Below are 15,133 nucleotides of genomic sequence, written 5' to 3' on the forward strand. Positions count from 1 at the left end.
CGCCCGCCTGGTCGTCTGCGGCGACACCGGCGTGGCCCCACCTGGCGAGCGCGTTCGCCACCCCGTCCGTGGTGCTGTTCGGACCCGTCCCGCCCGCCCTGTGGGGACCGCCGCCCGGCGGGCCGCACACCGCGCTGTGGGCCGGGTCGCGCGGAGACCCCCATGGAGAGCGGCCCGATCCCGGGCTGCTGCGGATCGAGGTCCCGCAGGTCCTCGACGCCGCACTCGACCGACTGGAGGTGACCGTCCGATGAGTCTTCCGACCCACCGGCGAGACGACGGGGCCCCGCGGGGCGCCCGCCGCGCCGTGGTGACCGGCGGGGCCGGCTTCCTCGGCTCCTACCTGTGCGAGCGGCTGATCGAGCGGGGGACGGAGGTGATCTGCATGGACAACTTCCTGACCGGCTCGCCGGACAACGTCGCCCATCTGATGGGCCGGCCGGAGTTCCGGCTCGTCGAGTGCGACCTCACCGGCTTCGTGCACGTGCCCGGCGACGTCGACCTCGTGCTCCACTTCGCCTCGGCCGCCTCCCCGGTGGACTACCTGCGCCACCCCATCGAGACGCTCAAAGTCGGCAGCCTCGGCACCCTGCACGCCCTCGGCCTCGCCAAGGACAAGGGCGCCCGCTTCGTGCTCGCCTCCACCAGCGAGGTGTACGGCGACCCGCTGGAGCACCCGCAGCGGGAGGACTACTGGGGCAACGTCAACCCGGTCGGGCCGCGCAGCGTCTACGACGAGGCCAAGCGCTTCGCCGAGTCGCTGACCACGGCCTACCGCAACTCGCACGGGACGGACACCGCGATCGTGCGGATCTTCAACACCTACGGGCCGCGGATGCGCCCGCACGACGGCCGCGCCATCCCCACCTTCATCCGCCAGGCGCTGTCCGGGGAGCCGATCACGGTGGCCGGCGACGGCGGCCAGACCCGCTCCGTCTGCTACGTCACCGACACGGTCGAGGGCGTCCTCGCCCTGGCGGAGAGCGGCTTCGCCGGCCCGGTCAACATCGGCAACCCGGCGGAGCTGACCATGCTCGCCCTCGCCGGGACGATCCGCGACCTGACCGGCTCGTCCTCGCCGATCGAGTTCGTCGAACGGCCCGCCGACGACCCGGCCGTCCGGCGGCCCGACACCTCGCTGGCCGAGTCCCGGCTGGGCTGGCGGCCGGAGGTGGACGTGCTGGACGGGCTGCGCCGTACCATCGCCTGGTTCACCGAGGAGCTCCGCGAGCCCGAGCCCGAGCCCGAACCGGCGGTCCGGCGCCGGGACGCCCCGGTAAATTAAAGATCATGACATATCCGGATCCGCTGTATCTCGGTGACGAGGGCGAGGTCAACGCGACCTTCCGGCCCGCCGGCCACGAGCCCGAGCTGACCTATCCCAACGGGGGCACCACGGTGCACTACCTGGCGACGGGGGCCTCCACGGGCGGGAAGTTCGGCCTCTACCGGTGGGACATGGGCCCGAACCCGTCGGGGCCGAGCGCGCACTTCCACCGGTCGATCTCCGAGTCGTTCTACATCCTCTCCGGGACGGTGCGGATCTTCGACGGCACCCGCTGGATCGACACGGCTCCCGGGGACTACGTGCACGTCCCCGAAGGCGGCGTGCACGCCTTCCGCAACGAGTCGGGCGAGCCGGCCTCGATGCTCCTGCACTTCGCGCCCGGAGCTCCGAGGGAGGGCTATTTCGAGGGACTCGCGGAGTTCGCCGTCTCAGGCCGGCCCAGCGAGGAGGAGATGACGGAGTTCTTCATCCGGCACGACACCTACTGGGTCTGACAGCGGTTCACCAGACGGACGAGGGGAACCGCCGTCGGGCCAGGGGCCCTGCTCTCGGTTCCCCGGCCCTGCCTCCGCGCCGCGTCGGCGGGTCTCGTCCGAAGCGTCCGGGTCAGAGGTCGCCGAGCTCGCCGAGCGGTCTCGTCCAGTAGTCCCGGTCGGGGTCGTCGCCGTCGAGGAGCGCCTGCCCGCCGGGGAAGGGACGGCCGGGGGCGATGACGAGGTGCATGATCCGGTTGAAGGTCTTGAACGCCTCGTCGTCGCCGACGCGGATCTCGCCGCTGTTCATCCGCCGGTACCAGTACTTCTGCTCCTCCTCGACCCGGGGGAGGAGCTGGCTCCGGCTCAGCGTTCGTGCCTCCTCGACGGTGAGGCGCTGGAAGCGTGGCATGCGGCGATTGTCGCACAGCACCCGGTGACGTCCAGGCAGGTCGGGAGAGGCGTCAGTCGACGTAGGCGTTGGTGATGCTCCACGGGCCGCAGTCGGAGCCGAAGGTGCCGCGGTCGCAGCCCTGCACGACGAAGGCCCACCTGTCCGTCGCCCTGCCGTGGCTGACGGTGTCGTCGTAGTCGACGGCCACGTTCTTGGGCAGGGACAGGGCTCCGCTCCACGGGGTCAGCCGGGCGACCTTCACCTGGTGGGTCCGGTTGCCCAGGTGGGCGTCCTTGCTCCAGCGGACGTTGAAGAAGTCCCAGTCGCGGCCCAGGCCGCTCCACCTGAAGGTGATCCTGCTTCCCGACTCGTAGACGCGGACGAGGGCGCCGCCGCCGAGGTTCGGGGACCAGACGATCTTGCCGTTGCGGAAGCGCTGCCAGGAGCCCTGCTTGTCGGCGTAGCCGTACTCCTTGGTGACGGGGCAGCCGTAGACGCTGCTCTGGCCGCCGTTGGAGCGCCACAGGCCGCCGATGAGGCTCCCCGGAGGAGCGACGAGGGAGGCGTCGCAGGCGGTGCGGGCGGTGGCGGCCTGCGCGGCGGTGGCGGGGGCCAGGAGGAGGCCCGCCGCCGCGGCGGCGGCGAACAGAGGGCGGGTGGTGCGCATCGGGGGTCCTTTCCAGGACTGCCGGGGGCGAGGCCGGTGGGCGGGTCTGACGGAGGCGGGGTCAGTGGGCGAGGCTGATGGAGGTGGGGATGCTCCACGGGCCGCAGTCGGAGCCGAAGACGCCGCGGTCGCAGCCCTGGACGACGAAGGCGAACCGGTTCACCTCGTGGCCGTTGGTCGTCGTGCCGATGCCGTCCTTGACGTAGGGGGACATCACGTACTGGCCGCTCCACGGGGTCAGCCTGCGGACCTGGACCTGGGTGGCCCGGCCGCCGTCCTTGCTCCAGCGGACGTTGAAGAAGTCCCAGTCGCGGCCCAGACCGCTCCACTTGAAGACGATGTTCTGCCCCTTGCCGTAGACGCGGACGAGGGCGCCGCCGCCGAGGTTCGGGGACCAGACGATCTTGCCGTTGCGGAAGCGCTGCCAGGAGCCCTGCTTGTCGGCGTAGCCGTACTCCTTGGTGACGGGGCAGCCGTAGACGCTGCTCTGGCCGCCGTTGGAGCGCCACAGGCCGCCGATGAGGCTCCCCGGAGGAGCGACGAGGGAGGCGTCGCAGGCGGTGCGGGCGGTGGCGGCCTGCGCGGCGGTGACGGGCGCGATCACGGCGGCGGCCGTCACGGCGGCCGCGGCGAGGCCGAGGAGGGAGCGGGAGGTGCGGCTCATCGGAGTGGTCCTTCCGGTGGCGGTTCGCGGTGACGACTCATGTGTACGGCGGGCCGCTTTCACCCGGACTGCCGCGCCTTGAGGGCGGCTTACTGGAAGAACATTTCCGACATATCAATCCCCTTTCCCTGGAGGTCCGGTCTCGGGATTCCAGGGGAAGGGGATCGGGCGCCCGCCGTACGCCGCCACCGCGAGCCGGGATCACGCCGGAGCGGCTCGGTTAGGGTGTGTTCCATGATCCTTCGCCATGTGACGATCGACTGCGCCGATCCCTACGGGCTCGCGACGTTCTGGAGCGCCGCGACCGGGTGGCCGATGTCCGAGGAGGACGAGCCGGGCGACCCCGAGGCCCTCGTCGAGGCCCCGGCGCCCGCGCCCGGAATGCTGTTCATCCGGGTGCCCGAGGGCAAGACGGTGAAGAACCGGATCCACTTCGACTGGATGCCCACCGAGCGGACCCGCGACGAGGAGGTCGAGCGCCTCCTCGCCCTGGGGGCCGAGCTGCACGAGGACCACCGCACCCCCGAAGGGCTGGGCTGGGTCACGTTGCTCGACCCCGAGGGCAACGAGTTCTGCGTCGAGCGGAGCGCGGCCGAGCGCGGCCTCTAATCCCGCCGGGTCCGGAGCAGGTCGGTGAGGCGGGCGGCGTTGCGCTGGGCGTTGTCGCGGCAGCAGTTGTTCATCAGGACGTGGAGGGTCCCGGCCTGACCGGAGAACTCCCGGAGCCGGGCCGCCCAGTGCTCCAGCTCGGCCTCGGAGTAGAGGTAGGCGAAGCGTTCTTCGATCTTCTTGCTGGTCCACTTCTCCGAGTGGCCGTGGAAGCGGACCACGGCCAGATCGGCGGCGGTGGCGGCCAGGACCGGCGGGATCGACGAGGGGTGGCCCTGCGGCATGTCGACGCCGACGTACGGGATGCCGTGCTCGGCCAGGAAGCCGAGGGTCGCCTCGCGCTCGTCCTCCTCCATCCAGGTGCGGTTGCGGAACTCCACGCACGCGCGCAGCGGGGCGCAGCGCCGTACGCATTCCAGCACGCGGCGCCGGTTGCCCTCGCCGGCCGGGAACCACGGCGGGAACTGCAGCAGGACGGCGCCCAGCTTGCCCGCCTCGTGCAGCGGCGCGAGCGCGCCGAGGAAGCGCGACCACACCTCCTCGGTGATCTCGGGGCCGACGTCGCGCAGGTAGACGGTGCCGTCCGGGTCGCCGAGCCGCAGCCGGAGGTCCTTGTAGAGCGAGCGCGCCCGGGTGGGGTGCCCGGTCAGCAGGGAGAACGCCTTGACGTTGAAGGTGAACCCCGGCGGCGTGCGGTCCCGCCAGGCTTCTGCCGTCTTGACCGACGGCGGATGGTAATAGGTGGCGTCCACCTCCACCAGCGGGAACCGCGCCGCGTAGTAGGCGAGCCGCTCGGCGGGCGTCGACACCCCGTCCGGATACCAGCCCGAGTCGAGCAGCGACCTGTCGGTCCACGAGGCCGTGCCGACGAGGATGTTCCCCACCGCCGTCACAGTAGCCTGTCCGGGGTGACGGGCAGGTCGCGCACGCGCCTGCCGGTCGCGTGGCGGACGGCGTTGGCGATCGCGGCGGCGACGCCGGTGATGCTCACCTCGCCCACGCCGATCAGGCCCAGGGGCATGGTCGGGTCGGGCACGTCCAGGCAGTGCACGTCGATGGGCGGGACGTCGGCGTGGACCGGGACGTGGTAGTCGGCCAGGCCGGGATTCATGATCCGCCCGTTGCGCGGGTCGACGAGCGTCTCCTCCGACAGGGCCATGCCGATCCCCATCACGATGCCGCCGCGGAGCTGACTGGCCACCATCTTCGCGTTGACCACCCTGCCCACGTCGAAGACGCCGAGCCAGCGGGAGACCCGGACCTCCCCGGTCTCCGGGTCGACCCGCACCTCGCAGAAGTGCGCCCCGCACGCGGCCTTCACCCAGCGCCGCCGGTCGCGCAGGAGCTTCGACATGAACCGGAGCTGCCCGGTGACCTTCCCGACGCGGGTGTCGGACCCGACGGCGGCCTCGGCGGAGTCCCGGCCCGCCCGGGTCAGGATCGCCGCGTAGGTCTCACCGGGTCCCGCGGGCCCGGCCCAGAGCCCGCCGTCGCGGGCCTCCAGGTCGTCCAGCCGCCGGCCGCGCAGCGGGGAGCCGTCCGAGCGCCGGGCCAGGGCGAGCAGCGAGCCCTTCAGCTTCTCGCACGCGGCCAGCAGGCTCGCGGCCACGCTCGCGGTCTGCGCGGAGCCGCCGGCGCCGGGCCCGCTGGGCAGGGCCGAGTCGCCGTACTCCACCCGCACGGCCTCGAACGGCACGCCGAGGGCGTCGGCGGCGATCTGCGCCTGCGCGGTGGCCCCGCCCATGCCCATCTCGTGGAAGCCGCAGCGCACCACGACGGAGCCGCCGGCCGAGAGCCTGACCGTGACGTTGGCGGGCATCTGCCACGACGGGTGGTAGGCGGAGGCGACGCCCATGCCGACGAGCCACCCGCCGTCGCGCATCGAGCCCGGTTCCGGCGTCCGGCCGGACCAGCCGAACCGCTCCGCGCCGAGCGCGTAGGCCTCGCGCAGCATCCGGTGCGCGAACCGCTTGCCGTCGATCGGGTTGCGCTCCGGCTCGTTGCGCATCCGCAGCTCGATCGGGTCGAGGCCGAGCGCGCAGGCGAGCTCGTCGACGGCCGACTCCAGCGCGAAGGTCCCGATCGACTCGCCGGGCGCGCGCATGGGCGTGTTCGGCACCGCGTCCAGCTCGACCAGGTGCTGCCGGAGCAGGATGTTCTCCGCGGCGTAGAGGTGCCGCGACTGGGAGGTCACCTGCTCGGGCATGCCGCCGGTCCGGCCGGTCTGCGTCACGCTGGTGTGGACCAGCGCGGTCAGCCGCCCGTCCGCGCGGGCGCCCAGCGCCACCCGCTGCGCCGAGGGGGTGCGCCCGCCGACCGTGCGGTAGACGCCCTCCCGGGTGAGCGCCATCCGCACCGGCCTGCCGGTCACCCGCGCAGCCAGCACCGTCAGCAGGGTGCCGGCCCAGACCATGGTCTTGCCGCCGAACGCGCCGCCGACGTACGGCGCGACCACCCGCACGTTCCGCGCCGGGACGCCGAACCGCAGGGCCAGGTGGTCGCGGACCCAGGCGATGTTCTGGGTGCCCTCGTGGACGGTCAGCCGGTCGCCGTCCCACACCGCCGTCGTGGCGTGCGGTTCGATCGCGTTGTGGTGGTACGGCGGTGTGGTGAAGCGCAGGTCCACCGAGACGGGCGCGGCGGCGAGCGCGGCCTCGGCGTCCCCCTTGCGGGCGCCGCCGGACTGCATCGCGTTGCTCTTCTGCGGTACGGCGTTGCCCTCCTCGGCGGCGAAGTCCACGGCGGCGGGCAGTTCCCGGTAGGAGACCCGGACCAGGCCGGCGGCGTGCCGGGCGGCTTCCGGCGTCTCGGCGACGACGACCGCGACGGGCTGGCCGTTCCAGTGCACCTCGTCGGTGCCGAGGTAGTCGACGCTCGACCCGGAGGCGAGGCTGCTCAGGTTCAGCACGCTCACCGGGGGCGCCGGCTTCATCGGCGGGGCGTTCTCGTGCGTGATGACGGCCAGCACGCCCGGGACGGCCTCGGCCCCGGCCGCGTCGATGCCGGTGATCCGGCCGCGGGTGACCGCCGCGTGCACCAGCGCGGCGTGCGCCAGGCCGGGATGCGGGTGCTCGGCCGCGTAGCGGGCCGCGCCGGTCGTCTTGGCCTTCCCGTCGACCCGGTCGAGCGGCCTGCCGACGCTGCGGCCGGTCGCCGCCTCCACCGGGGACGGGGGTCGCGTGGGGGCGGAGGTCATGCCGGGCTCCCCTCGGTGAGCAGCCGCCGCAGCGTCGCCGTGACGGCCCGCCGGGCCAGCTCGATCTTGAAGGCGTTCCCCGGCAGGCCGGTGGCGGAGGCGAGTTCGGCCTCGGCCGCCCGCCGGAACGACTCCTCGGTGGCGGGCGCCCCGAGCAGGGCGAGTTCGGCCCGCCGGGCCCGCCACGGCGTGGTGGCGACGCCGCCGAGGGCCAGCCGGACGTCGGTCACCGTACCGTCGCGGACCTCCAGCGCGGCGGCGACGGAGACCAGCGCGAACGCGTACGACGCCCGGTCGCGGACCTTGCGGTAGCGGGAGTTCGCCGCGATCGGCGAGGGCGGCAGCTCGACCGCGGTGACGAGCTCGCCGGGGGACAGTCCGGTCTCGACGTGCGGGGTCTCGCCGGGCGGCCGGTGGAAGGAGGTCAGGGGGACGCGCCGGACGCCGTGCGCGCCCTCCACCTCCACCACGGCGTCGAGCGCGGCCAGCGCGACGCACATGTCCGAGGGGTGCGCCGCGACGCAGGCGCCGCTCACCCCGAGGACGGCGTGGCCGCGGTTGAGTCCGCCGATCGCGTCGCACCCGCTGCCGGGCTCGCGCTTGTTGCAGGCGGCGCGCGGTCGTAGAAGTAGGGGCAGCGGGTGCGCTGGAGCAGGTTCCCGCCGACCGTCGCCATGTTCCGCAGCTGCGCCGAGGCCCCGGCGAGGATCGCCTGGGACAGCACCGGGTAGCGGGCCCGGATCAGCGGGTGCGCCGCCAGGCGGCCGTTGCGGACCAGGGCGCCGATCCGCACGCCGCCGTCCGGCCGCTCCTCGACCTCGGCCAGGGGCAGGGAGGTGATGTCGACGACCGTGTCCGGCTGCTCGATCCCGGCGCGCATCAGGTCGACGAGGTTCGTCCCGCCGCCGAGGAACTTCGCGCCCGGGTCGCCGGCGACCGCGCGGATCGCCGTCGCGACGTCGGGGGCGTTCACGTACGAGAACGGCCTCATCGCTCCGCCTCCGCCGCGGCGAACTCCCGGATGGCGTCGACGATGCCGTTGTAGGCGCCGCACCGGCACAGGTTGCCGCTCATCCGCTCCCTGATCTCCTCGTCGGACAGCTCGGCGCCGTCCGCGCAGAGGTGCTCGGTGACGGCGCTGGGCATCCCGGCGCGGTGCTCGGCCAGCATCCCGAGCGCCGAGCAGATCTGGCCGGAGGTGCAGTAGCCGCACTGCAGGCCGTCGTTGCGGACGAAGGCCTCCTGGAGCGGGTGCCCCGGCCCGTCGCCGGCGACGCCCTCGATCGTGGCGATCTCGCGGCCGGCGTACTGCACGGCCAGGGCCAGGCAGGAGTTGATCCGCTCGCCGTCGGCCAGGACCGTGCAGGCGCCGCAGGCCCCCTGGTCGCAGCCCTTCTTCGTGCCGGTCAGGCCGAGGCGCTCACGCAGCGCGTCGAGCAGGCTGACCTGGGGTGGGAGATCGAGTGACGCCTCGGCGCCGTTCACCCGCAACCGCACCTCGACCACGTGCACCCTCCGTTCGTGAGCCGGTCGGCGGAGCCGCCGCCCGTCCCCTGGGGGAGGCGCGGGGGCGCCCGCCGGGGCGGCGGGTCCGTCCGTTGCGGCCGACGCTAACAGGACGGCGTACTCTTAACAAGAGAACGACGTTCTTTTATCTCCGTCGTATGCTTGCCGGGACATGACACGACCGGCGTTCGTCCGGGCCAGGCGGCCGGAGCACAAGCAGCAGCGGCGCGAGGCGATCCTCGCCGCCGCCCGCGAGCTCGCCCTCCGCTCCGGCGTGCGCGACGTCAGCCTGGGCGGGGTGGCGGCGGCCGTGGGCCTGGCCAAGTCCAACGTGGTGCGCTACTTCGGCACCCGCGAGGAGATCTACCTCGAACTGGCCGCCGAGGGCTGGCTGGACTGGGCGGAGGCGGTCACCGCCCGGCTGCGGGACGCCGCCGGGCCGGAGGCCGTGATCGACGCGCTGGCCGAGACGCTCGCCGAGCGGCCGCTCCTGTGCGACCTGCTCGGCAACGTCTCGACCAGCCTGGAGCACAACGTCTCCGTCCCGGCCGCCCGCGTCTTCAAGCGGACCGTGCTGGGCGTCGTGGCCGAACTCGGCGAGCAGGTCGCGCGGGCGCACCCGGTCCTGACCCCGGGCGAGGGGCTCGAGGTGGTCGGGGCGGCCGCCGGATTCGCGGGAACGCTCTACCCGGCGGCCAACCCGGCGCCCGTGCTGGTCGAGCTCTACCGGCAGGACCCGGACATCGCCGCGGCCTGCCCGTCGTTCCTGCCGACGATGAAGCGGCTGATCACGGCGCTCGTCGCGGGGCTCCCGGCGATCCGCCGGCCGTGACGCGGCGGTGACGCGGTGGTGGGGCTCCCGGTGATCCGCCGGTCGTGACGCGGCGGCGGTGGGACTCCCGGTGATCTGCCGGCCGCACGCGGTGCCCGGGACGCCGGGGAACCGGTCCCGGTGCGAGGGTGGCCGCGGGGACGCCGGTGACCCGCCGGTCCCGGTGCGGCGCCGTGCCGTCATCGTGACCGGTGTTCCCACCGCGGGTGACTAGACGTCCGCCGGACGGGTAGCAGAAGCGGGCACCAGTCCCGATCACACCTGTGGGAGACGTCATGGACGCACCGCACACGCACGCAACCGACCGCTCGCCGCTGCAGCTCGCCGCGCGGGTCGTCGGAATCGTGTTCCTCCTCGTCGGCGTGCTGGGCTTCATCCCCGGCATCACCAGCAACGTCGACCAGCTCCAGTTCGCCGGGCACCACTCCGACGCCATGCTCCTGGGAGTCTTCGAAGTATCCATTCTCCACAACCTCGTGCACCTGCTGTTCGGTGTGGCGGGCCTGGCGCTCTCCCGGACCTGGTCCGGGGCGCGCAACTTCCTGGTCGGCGGCGGGGCCGTCTACCTGCTGCTGTGGCTGTACGGCCTGCTGATCCCGCACGACAGCTCGGCCAACTTCGTCCCGCTCAACACCGCGGACAACTGGCTCCACTTCTTCCTCGGCCTCGGCATGATCGGCCTGGGCGTCGCGCTCAGCCGCCGCCGCGCCACCTCGCGGGTCTGATCGCCCGGGGAGCCCCGGCGGAGCTCCGCCGGGGTTCAGGCGGGACCGACGAGGAGAACGGCCGCCCGCACGGTGGGCGGCCGTTCCCGTGTCCGCACCGGGCCCGGCCGGGTGGCGATCCCGGCCGGACTCCTCCGGCGCCGGACCCCCTACGGCCGGGTACCGATCCCGGTCGCCAACTCTCCGGTCCGGGCCGGCCCGCCGGTCTTCGGCGACAGGGGCGGCGTTTCCATGCCCGACGCGGTGCGCAGCCCCTCCAGCACCGCGCGCAGCGCGTCCACCGAGGAGTGCCGGGGGGTCCAGCCCAGCTCGGTGCGGGCGCGGGTGACATCCATGATCGGTACGGTGAACAGCATGTCGAGCAGGTCCGGCGAGGCGGGCACCAGGCGCAGGTGCCAGGCGGCGGAGGCGGCGCCGCGCAGTATCCAGCCGGGGACGGGCACCCGCCGGGCGCCGAGCACCTCGGCCAGCACCGCGGAGTCGATCACCGGATCGGCGGCGATGTTGAAGGCGCCCGACACCTCCCTGACGACCGCCAGGCGGTAGGCCTCGCCCATGTCCTCGGCGTGCAGCGCCTGGAACCTGAGCTCGGGCAGGTCGGGGACGAAGGGGATGAGGCCGGGCCGTACGAGCCGGTGGGGGAGGAACGGGCCGGCGAACAGCCGCCGCTGCTCGGTCGCCGACTCCCGCTTGAAGACGAAACCGGGGCGGAGCCGTACCACCCGGATGTCCGGGTGCTCGCGCTCGAACGCGTCGAGCGCCCGCTCCAGGTAGGCCTTCTCCCGTCCGTAGGCGGCGCCGGGCCAGCCGTGGGTGGGCCAGTCCTCGGTGACCGGGCGGTCCTTCGGGCCGGGGGAGTAGGCGCCCACCGAGGAGGCGTGGACCAGCACGGGCACCTTCGCCCGGGCCACCGCCTCGAAGACGCGGATGCCGCCCAGCGCGTTGTTGCGCCAGGTGGTCACCGGGCGGCGTGTCGGCTGGAACAGCCAGGCCAGGTGGACGACCGCGTCCGCGCCCGCGAGGTGCGGCGCGAGATCACCGGCGGAGATGTCCACCGTCCGCCACTCGGTCTTCTCCGGCTGCCAGTCGGGCAGGCGGCGGGCCAGCCCGAGGATGGATGTGACGCTGCTGTCGGCGGCCAGGGCGGACACCACGCTCGTGCCCACGTTCCCGGTCGCGCCGATGACGATTACCCGCATATCCCCCAGATGCCCGGAGCGGGGTGGTCAAACCGGTATCTCCCGGATGCCCGGAGGGGGTGGCCGACCGGGGGCCGGTCCGGGGCCTCCGCCCGCCGGGCGCGTCCGGGACGTCACGGGAGCCGGTGCGACCTCAGAGAGGCCGACGTCAGGGGGTGATGTCAGGGGAGCCGCACCGTGGCCGGGCTCTCCGGCCGGGCCTCGGCGAGTGCGTCACCGAGAGTGGGGTACACGTCGAAGGCGGCGTCGAGGCCGGTCAGCCTCATCAGACGCCGGGTCGAGGGCTTGAGGCAGCACAGGGCGCAGGTGCCGCCGCACCGGTGGGCCCTGCTGGAGGCCTGGACGAGGAGGCGCAGGCCGCAGGAGTCGATGAAGTTCATGGACGACAGGTCGAAGAGCAGCCGGGGACTCCCGGACGCGAGCGCTTCGTCGATCTTCTCGCGGAGCCGGGGCTCCTCGGTCTTGTCGACCTCACCCACGATCCGGATGACGGTGAAGGCCCGACGGCGCTCCCCGCTGATCTGCAATGGCATATGGAGGCTCCAGAGCAAGCGACACGGTCACAGCGGTCCCGACGTCTCCCGGACCGCTTGTGCGCCTGGTCCTCCCAGTGTCACCCCTGCGGGGCGAAAGGCACAAGGAGGCGTGCTCCCCTCTTCCGTTTGACCTCCTCCGCACGGGTATGGAGAGAGGTCCGTGCAGCTCACCCCGTGGAGGAGGCGGTACATGACGACATTCGGATATTTCCTGTCAAGCGAGGAGCACGACCCCCGGGAACTGGTACGGCAGGCCAGGCTCGCCGAGCGGGCGGGGTTCGAGGCCCTGTGGATCTCCGACCACTTCCACCCCTGGCTGGACGAGCAGGGGCAGAGCCCGTTCGTCTGGTCGGTGATCGGCGCGATCGCCGAGGCGACCTCGCTGCCGATCACCACCGCGGTGACCTGCCCGCTGGTCCGCATCCATCCGGCGATCATCGCCCAGGCCGCCGCCACCAGCGCCGTGCTGACCGGCGGCCGGTTCCGGCTCGGCGTCGGGACCGGAGAGGCGCTCAACGAGCACATCGTCGACTCGCGGTGGCCCCCCGCCGAGGAGCGGCTGGAGATGCTCGAGGAGGCGGTCGAGATCATGCGGGAGCTGTGGAGCGGCAAACTGGTGACGCACCGCGGCACCCACTACGACGTGGACACCGCCCGCCTGTACACGCTGCCCGACTCGCCGCCGCCGATCTACATGTCCGGGTTCGGGGAGAAGTCGGTGGAGCTGGCCGGGCGCATCGCCGACGGCTACATCTGCACCGGCCCGTCGGCGGAGTTCGTGCAGCGGTTCCACGCCTCCGGCGGCCAGGGCAAGCCCGTCCAGGGCGGGCTGAAGGTCTGCCACGCCGCCGACGAGGCCACGGCGCGCAAGACCGTGCACCGGCTCTGGCCGACCCAGGGCATCCAGGGCGAGGCCTCCCAGCTGCTTCCGCTCCCCCGGCACTTCGAGCAGCTCGCGCAGATGGTCACCGAGGAGGAGGCGAGCAAGGGCTCGCCGTGCGGCCCGGACCCCGAGGTCCACCTCGAGGCGCTCCGGGAGTACGTCGACGCGGGTTTCGACGAGGTCTACGTCAACCAGATCGGCGACGAGCAGGAGGCGTTCTTCGACTTCTACGCCAAGGAGGTCCTGCCGCGGCTGCGCTGACCGCCCACCCCGGGCGGCCGCGCGGGCCGTCCGGGCGGGACCGCCGGAGCGGTCCCGTCGAATCCGGATAGGAGGCAGACCATGAAGGCCGTCACCTGGCACGGCAAGCGCGACATACGGGTCAAGGAGGTCGCCGACCCGATCATCAAGGAGCCGACCGACGCGATCATCAAGGTCACCACCACCGCCATCTGCGGCTCCGACCTGCACTTGTACGAGCTCATGGGCCCGTTCATCGGCGACGGGGACGTCCTCGGCCACGAGGCCATGGGCATCGTCGAGGAGGTCGGCTCCGAGGTCTCCCACATCGAACCCGGGGACCGGGTCGTCGTCCCGTTCAACATCTCCTGCGGCCGCTGCCACATGTGCGGGCTGAAGCTCTTCGCCCAGTGCGAGACCACCCAGGTCCGCGACCACGGCATGGGCGCCGCGCTGTTCGGCTACACCCGGCTGTACGGCGAGGTCCCCGGCGGCCAGGCGGAGTACCTGCGGGTGCCGCAGGCCCACTTCGGGCCGATCAAGGTGCCCGACGGCCCGCCGGACGAGCGGTTCGTCTTCCTGTCGGACGTGCTGCCCACCGCCTGGCAGGCCGTGGAATGGGCCGACATCCCCGACGTCGGCAGCGTCGCGGTCTTCGGCCTGGGCCCCATCGGCCAGATGAGCGCCCGGATCGCCAAGCACCTGGGCCACCGGGTGATCGGGATCGACGGCGTGCCCGAACGGCTGGAGATGGCCCGCAGGCACGGCATCGAGATCATCGACTCCTCGGCGGTCCGCGACGTCCCCGAGGCGGTCCGCGAGCTCACCGGCGGCCGGGGGACCGACTCGGTGATCGACGCCGTCGGCATGGAGGCCCACGGCTCGCCCGTCGCGAAGTTCACCCAGACCATCACCGGCCTGCTGCCCGACGCGCTCGCCGCGCCGCTGATGACCAACGCGGGTGTGGACCGCCTGGCCGCCCTGCACCAGTGCGTCGACGCCGTACGGCGCGGCGGCACGATCTCGGTCAGCGGCGTCTACGGCGGCATGGCCGATCCGATGCCGATGCTGAGGATGTTCGACAAGGGCGTCACCATGCGCATGGGCCAGGCCCACGTCCGGCGGTGGACCAACGACCTGATGCCGCTGGTCACCGACGAATCCGACCCCCTGGGCGTCATGGACCTGGCCACCCACCGGCTCCCGCTGGACGAGGCGCCGCACGGCTACGAGATCTTCCAGAAGAAGCGCGACGGGGCGATCAAGGTCCTGCTCAACCCGTGACCCCCGTCGTCCCCGAAACCCCCCGGAAGACCCTCCGGGATCACATCGCAGAAAGGCGGAACGTGGACGCCATCGTGCTCCTGAAGGACGACCACAAGACGGTCGAGAAGCTGTTCAAGCAGTTCGAGAAGGCCGGCGACGAGGCCTACGACGAGAAGCGCAAGCTCGTCGACCAGATCATCGAAGAGCTCACCACCCACGCCTACATCGAGGAGGAGATCTTCTACCCGGTCGCCCGCGCGGAGGTTCCCGAGACCTCCGACCACATCCTGGAGAGCGTCGAGGAGCACCACGTGGTGGTCTGGATGCTCTCGGAGCTGAAGGACATGGACCCGAGGGACGAGCGGTTCGACGCGAAGGTCACCGTCCTCATGGAGAACGTCCGCCACCACGTCGAGGAGGAGGAGGACGAGTGGTTCCCCGAGGTGCGCAAGGCGATGGGCCGCAAGAGGCTCCAGGAACTCGGCGAGAAGATGGAGAGGGCCAGGGCCGAGGCTCCGGGTGAGCCGCTGGCCGTCTCCAGCGCGCAGAAGTAGGCCAGCAGCCGGAGCGCACAGGGACAGAGCCGCAGCCGGGGCGCGCGGGAGCGGGCTCGCAACCGGGGCGCGCCGGGTCCGGAGCGGGCGCGGGCCGCACC

17 protein-coding genes and 1 pseudogene are annotated in these 15,133 nt (G+C 72.7%); 9 read left to right on the forward strand and 9 right to left on the reverse strand.

Annotated features, from left to right (window positions below):
• The 3 genes from ACWJ6R_RS14805 to ACWJ6R_RS14815 all read left to right on the forward strand — a co-directional run.
• Positions 1 to 254: glycosyltransferase family 9 protein (locus ACWJ6R_RS14805; RefSeq protein ID WP_449062773.1), on the forward strand; the 254-nt coding region annotated here is incomplete at its 5' end.
• Positions 251 to 1,285: a UDP-glucuronic acid decarboxylase family protein gene (locus ACWJ6R_RS14810; RefSeq protein WP_449062774.1), complete on the forward strand. Its 1,035-nt coding sequence runs from the start codon at positions 251 to 253 to the stop codon at positions 1,283 to 1,285. The genes ACWJ6R_RS14805 and ACWJ6R_RS14810, both read left to right, overlap by 4 nt.
• A 5-nt stretch (positions 1,286 to 1,290) precedes the next feature.
• Positions 1,291 to 1,782: a cupin domain-containing protein gene (locus ACWJ6R_RS14815; protein WP_449062775.1), complete on the forward strand. Its 492-nt coding sequence runs from the start codon at positions 1,291 to 1,293 to the stop codon at positions 1,780 to 1,782.
• Between the two features lie 112 nt (positions 1,783 to 1,894).
• Here the strand turns inward: ACWJ6R_RS14815 and ACWJ6R_RS14820 are convergent, their stop codons facing one another.
• The 3 genes from ACWJ6R_RS14820 to ACWJ6R_RS14830 form a co-directional block, all read right to left on the reverse strand.
• Complete coding sequence (locus tag ACWJ6R_RS14820; RefSeq protein WP_449062776.1) at positions 1,895 to 2,173, reverse strand: hypothetical protein; 279 nt, start codon at positions 2,171 to 2,173, stop codon at positions 1,895 to 1,897.
• 52 nt (positions 2,174 to 2,225) lie between these two features.
• Entirely contained in the window at positions 2,226 to 2,822 is a 597-nt protein-coding gene (locus ACWJ6R_RS14825; protein WP_449062777.1) for an LGFP repeat-containing protein, read from the reverse strand.
• Positions 2,823 to 2,883: 61 nt separating this feature from the next.
• Entirely contained in the window at positions 2,884 to 3,486 is a 603-nt protein-coding gene (locus tag ACWJ6R_RS14830; protein ID WP_449062778.1) for an LGFP repeat-containing protein, read from the reverse strand.
• 234 nt (positions 3,487 to 3,720) lie between these two features.
• Between ACWJ6R_RS14830 and ACWJ6R_RS14835 the strand changes: the two genes are divergently transcribed.
• Positions 3,721 to 4,095, forward strand: coding sequence for a VOC family protein (locus ACWJ6R_RS14835; protein WP_449062779.1), 375 nt, complete (start codon positions 3,721 to 3,723; stop codon positions 4,093 to 4,095).
• Here ACWJ6R_RS14835 and ACWJ6R_RS14840 read toward each other — a convergent pair.
• The 4 genes and pseudogenes from ACWJ6R_RS14840 to ACWJ6R_RS14855 form a co-directional block, all read right to left on the reverse strand.
• The gene (locus ACWJ6R_RS14840; protein WP_449062780.1) at positions 4,092 to 4,979 is read right to left on the reverse strand and encodes a DUF72 domain-containing protein; all 888 of its coding nucleotides are present in this window, start codon (positions 4,977 to 4,979) and stop codon (positions 4,092 to 4,094) included. The genes ACWJ6R_RS14835 and ACWJ6R_RS14840 overlap by 4 nt on opposite strands.
• A 5-nt stretch (positions 4,980 to 4,984) precedes the next feature.
• Positions 4,985 to 7,291, reverse strand: coding sequence for a xanthine dehydrogenase family protein molybdopterin-binding subunit (locus ACWJ6R_RS14845; RefSeq protein WP_449062781.1), 2,307 nt, complete (start codon positions 7,289 to 7,291; stop codon positions 4,985 to 4,987).
• Positions 7,288 to 8,282: pseudogene (locus ACWJ6R_RS14850) on the reverse strand (FAD binding domain-containing protein). The gene ACWJ6R_RS14845 and the pseudogene ACWJ6R_RS14850 overlap by 4 nt, the downstream one beginning before the upstream one ends.
• Positions 8,279 to 8,797, reverse strand: a complete 519-nt coding sequence (locus ACWJ6R_RS14855; protein ID WP_449062789.1) for a (2Fe-2S)-binding protein — start codon at positions 8,795 to 8,797, stop codon at positions 8,279 to 8,281. Before ACWJ6R_RS14855 ends, ACWJ6R_RS14850 begins: the two are co-directional and overlap by 4 nt.
• 172 nt (positions 8,798 to 8,969) lie before the next feature.
• On the opposite strand from ACWJ6R_RS14855, the gene ACWJ6R_RS14860 reads away from it, so the two are divergent.
• Positions 8,970 to 9,629, forward strand: a complete 660-nt coding sequence (locus ACWJ6R_RS14860; RefSeq protein WP_449062782.1) for a TetR family transcriptional regulator — start codon at positions 8,970 to 8,972, stop codon at positions 9,627 to 9,629.
• Positions 9,630 to 9,904: 275 nt separating this feature from the next.
• Complete coding sequence (locus ACWJ6R_RS14865; RefSeq protein WP_449062783.1) at positions 9,905 to 10,354, forward strand: DUF4383 domain-containing protein; 450 nt, start codon at positions 9,905 to 9,907, stop codon at positions 10,352 to 10,354.
• Positions 10,355 to 10,503: 149 nt separating this feature from the next.
• On the opposite strand, the gene ACWJ6R_RS14870 is transcribed toward ACWJ6R_RS14865, so the two are convergent.
• Together ACWJ6R_RS14870 and ACWJ6R_RS14875 are read right to left on the reverse strand one after the other, a co-directional pair.
• Positions 10,504 to 11,553, reverse strand: coding sequence for an NAD-dependent epimerase/dehydratase family protein (locus ACWJ6R_RS14870; RefSeq protein ID WP_449062784.1), 1,050 nt, complete (start codon positions 11,551 to 11,553; stop codon positions 10,504 to 10,506).
• Positions 11,554 to 11,714: 161 nt separating this feature from the next.
• Positions 11,715 to 12,086, reverse strand: coding sequence for an STAS domain-containing protein (locus tag ACWJ6R_RS14875; RefSeq protein ID WP_449062785.1), 372 nt, complete (start codon positions 12,084 to 12,086; stop codon positions 11,715 to 11,717).
• A gap of 193 nt (positions 12,087 to 12,279) precedes the next feature.
• On the opposite strand from ACWJ6R_RS14875, the gene ACWJ6R_RS14880 reads away from it, so the two are divergent.
• The 3 genes from ACWJ6R_RS14880 to ACWJ6R_RS14890 all read left to right on the forward strand — a co-directional run bounded on the left by ACWJ6R_RS14880 (position 12,280) and on the right by ACWJ6R_RS14890 (position 15,032).
• Positions 12,280 to 13,233, forward strand: a complete 954-nt coding sequence (locus tag ACWJ6R_RS14880) for an LLM class F420-dependent oxidoreductase (protein WP_449062786.1) — start codon at positions 12,280 to 12,282, stop codon at positions 13,231 to 13,233.
• A gap of 81 nt (positions 13,234 to 13,314) precedes the next feature.
• Positions 13,315 to 14,496 (forward strand): zinc-dependent alcohol dehydrogenase, encoded by a 1,182-nt coding sequence (locus ACWJ6R_RS14885; RefSeq protein ID WP_449062787.1) that lies wholly within the window; start codon positions 13,315 to 13,317, stop codon positions 14,494 to 14,496.
• A 62-nt stretch (positions 14,497 to 14,558) separates the two neighbouring features.
• On the forward strand, positions 14,559 to 15,032 hold the full coding sequence (locus ACWJ6R_RS14890) for a hemerythrin domain-containing protein (protein ID WP_449062788.1): 474 nt from the start codon (positions 14,559 to 14,561) through the stop codon (positions 15,030 to 15,032).
• Positions 15,033 to 15,133 lie beyond the last annotated feature (101 nt).

The sequence above is a fragment of the Planomonospora algeriensis genome, assembly GCF_977012225.1.

What these genes read in the sequence shown, in the direction of transcription:
- ACWJ6R_RS14835 (WP_449062779.1), top strand. Translation starts at nt 3,721, where the DNA reads ATGATCCTTCGCCATGTGACGATCGACTGCGCCGATCCCTACGGGCTC.
- ACWJ6R_RS14870 (WP_449062784.1), bottom strand. Translation starts at nt 11,553, where the DNA reads ATGCGGGTAATCGTCATCGGCGCGACCGGGAACGTGGGCACGAGCGTG.
- ACWJ6R_RS14865 (WP_449062783.1), top strand. Translation starts at nt 9,905, where the DNA reads ATGGACGCACCGCACACGCACGCAACCGACCGCTCGCCGCTGCAGCTC.
- ACWJ6R_RS14875 (WP_449062785.1), bottom strand. Translation starts at nt 12,086, where the DNA reads ATGCCATTGCAGATCAGCGGGGAGCGCCGTCGGGCCTTCACCGTCATC.
- ACWJ6R_RS14810 (WP_449062774.1), top strand. Translation starts at nt 251, where the DNA reads ATGAGTCTTCCGACCCACCGGCGAGACGACGGGGCCCCGCGGGGCGCC.
- ACWJ6R_RS14845 (WP_449062781.1), bottom strand. Translation starts at nt 7,291, where the DNA reads ATGACCTCCGCCCCCACGCGACCCCCGTCCCCGGTGGAGGCGGCGACC.
- ACWJ6R_RS14885 (WP_449062787.1), top strand. Translation starts at nt 13,315, where the DNA reads ATGAAGGCCGTCACCTGGCACGGCAAGCGCGACATACGGGTCAAGGAG.
- ACWJ6R_RS14825 (WP_449062777.1), bottom strand. Translation starts at nt 2,822, where the DNA reads ATGCGCACCACCCGCCCTCTGTTCGCCGCCGCCGCGGCGGCGGGCCTC.
- ACWJ6R_RS14815 (WP_449062775.1), top strand. Translation starts at nt 1,291, where the DNA reads ATGACATATCCGGATCCGCTGTATCTCGGTGACGAGGGCGAGGTCAAC.
- ACWJ6R_RS14860 (WP_449062782.1), top strand. Translation starts at nt 8,970, where the DNA reads ATGACACGACCGGCGTTCGTCCGGGCCAGGCGGCCGGAGCACAAGCAG.
- ACWJ6R_RS14830 (WP_449062778.1), bottom strand. Translation starts at nt 3,486, where the DNA reads ATGAGCCGCACCTCCCGCTCCCTCCTCGGCCTCGCCGCGGCCGCCGTG.
- ACWJ6R_RS14880 (WP_449062786.1), top strand. Translation starts at nt 12,280, where the DNA reads ATGACGACATTCGGATATTTCCTGTCAAGCGAGGAGCACGACCCCCGG.
- ACWJ6R_RS14820 (WP_449062776.1), bottom strand. Translation starts at nt 2,173, where the DNA reads ATGCCACGCTTCCAGCGCCTCACCGTCGAGGAGGCACGAACGCTGAGC.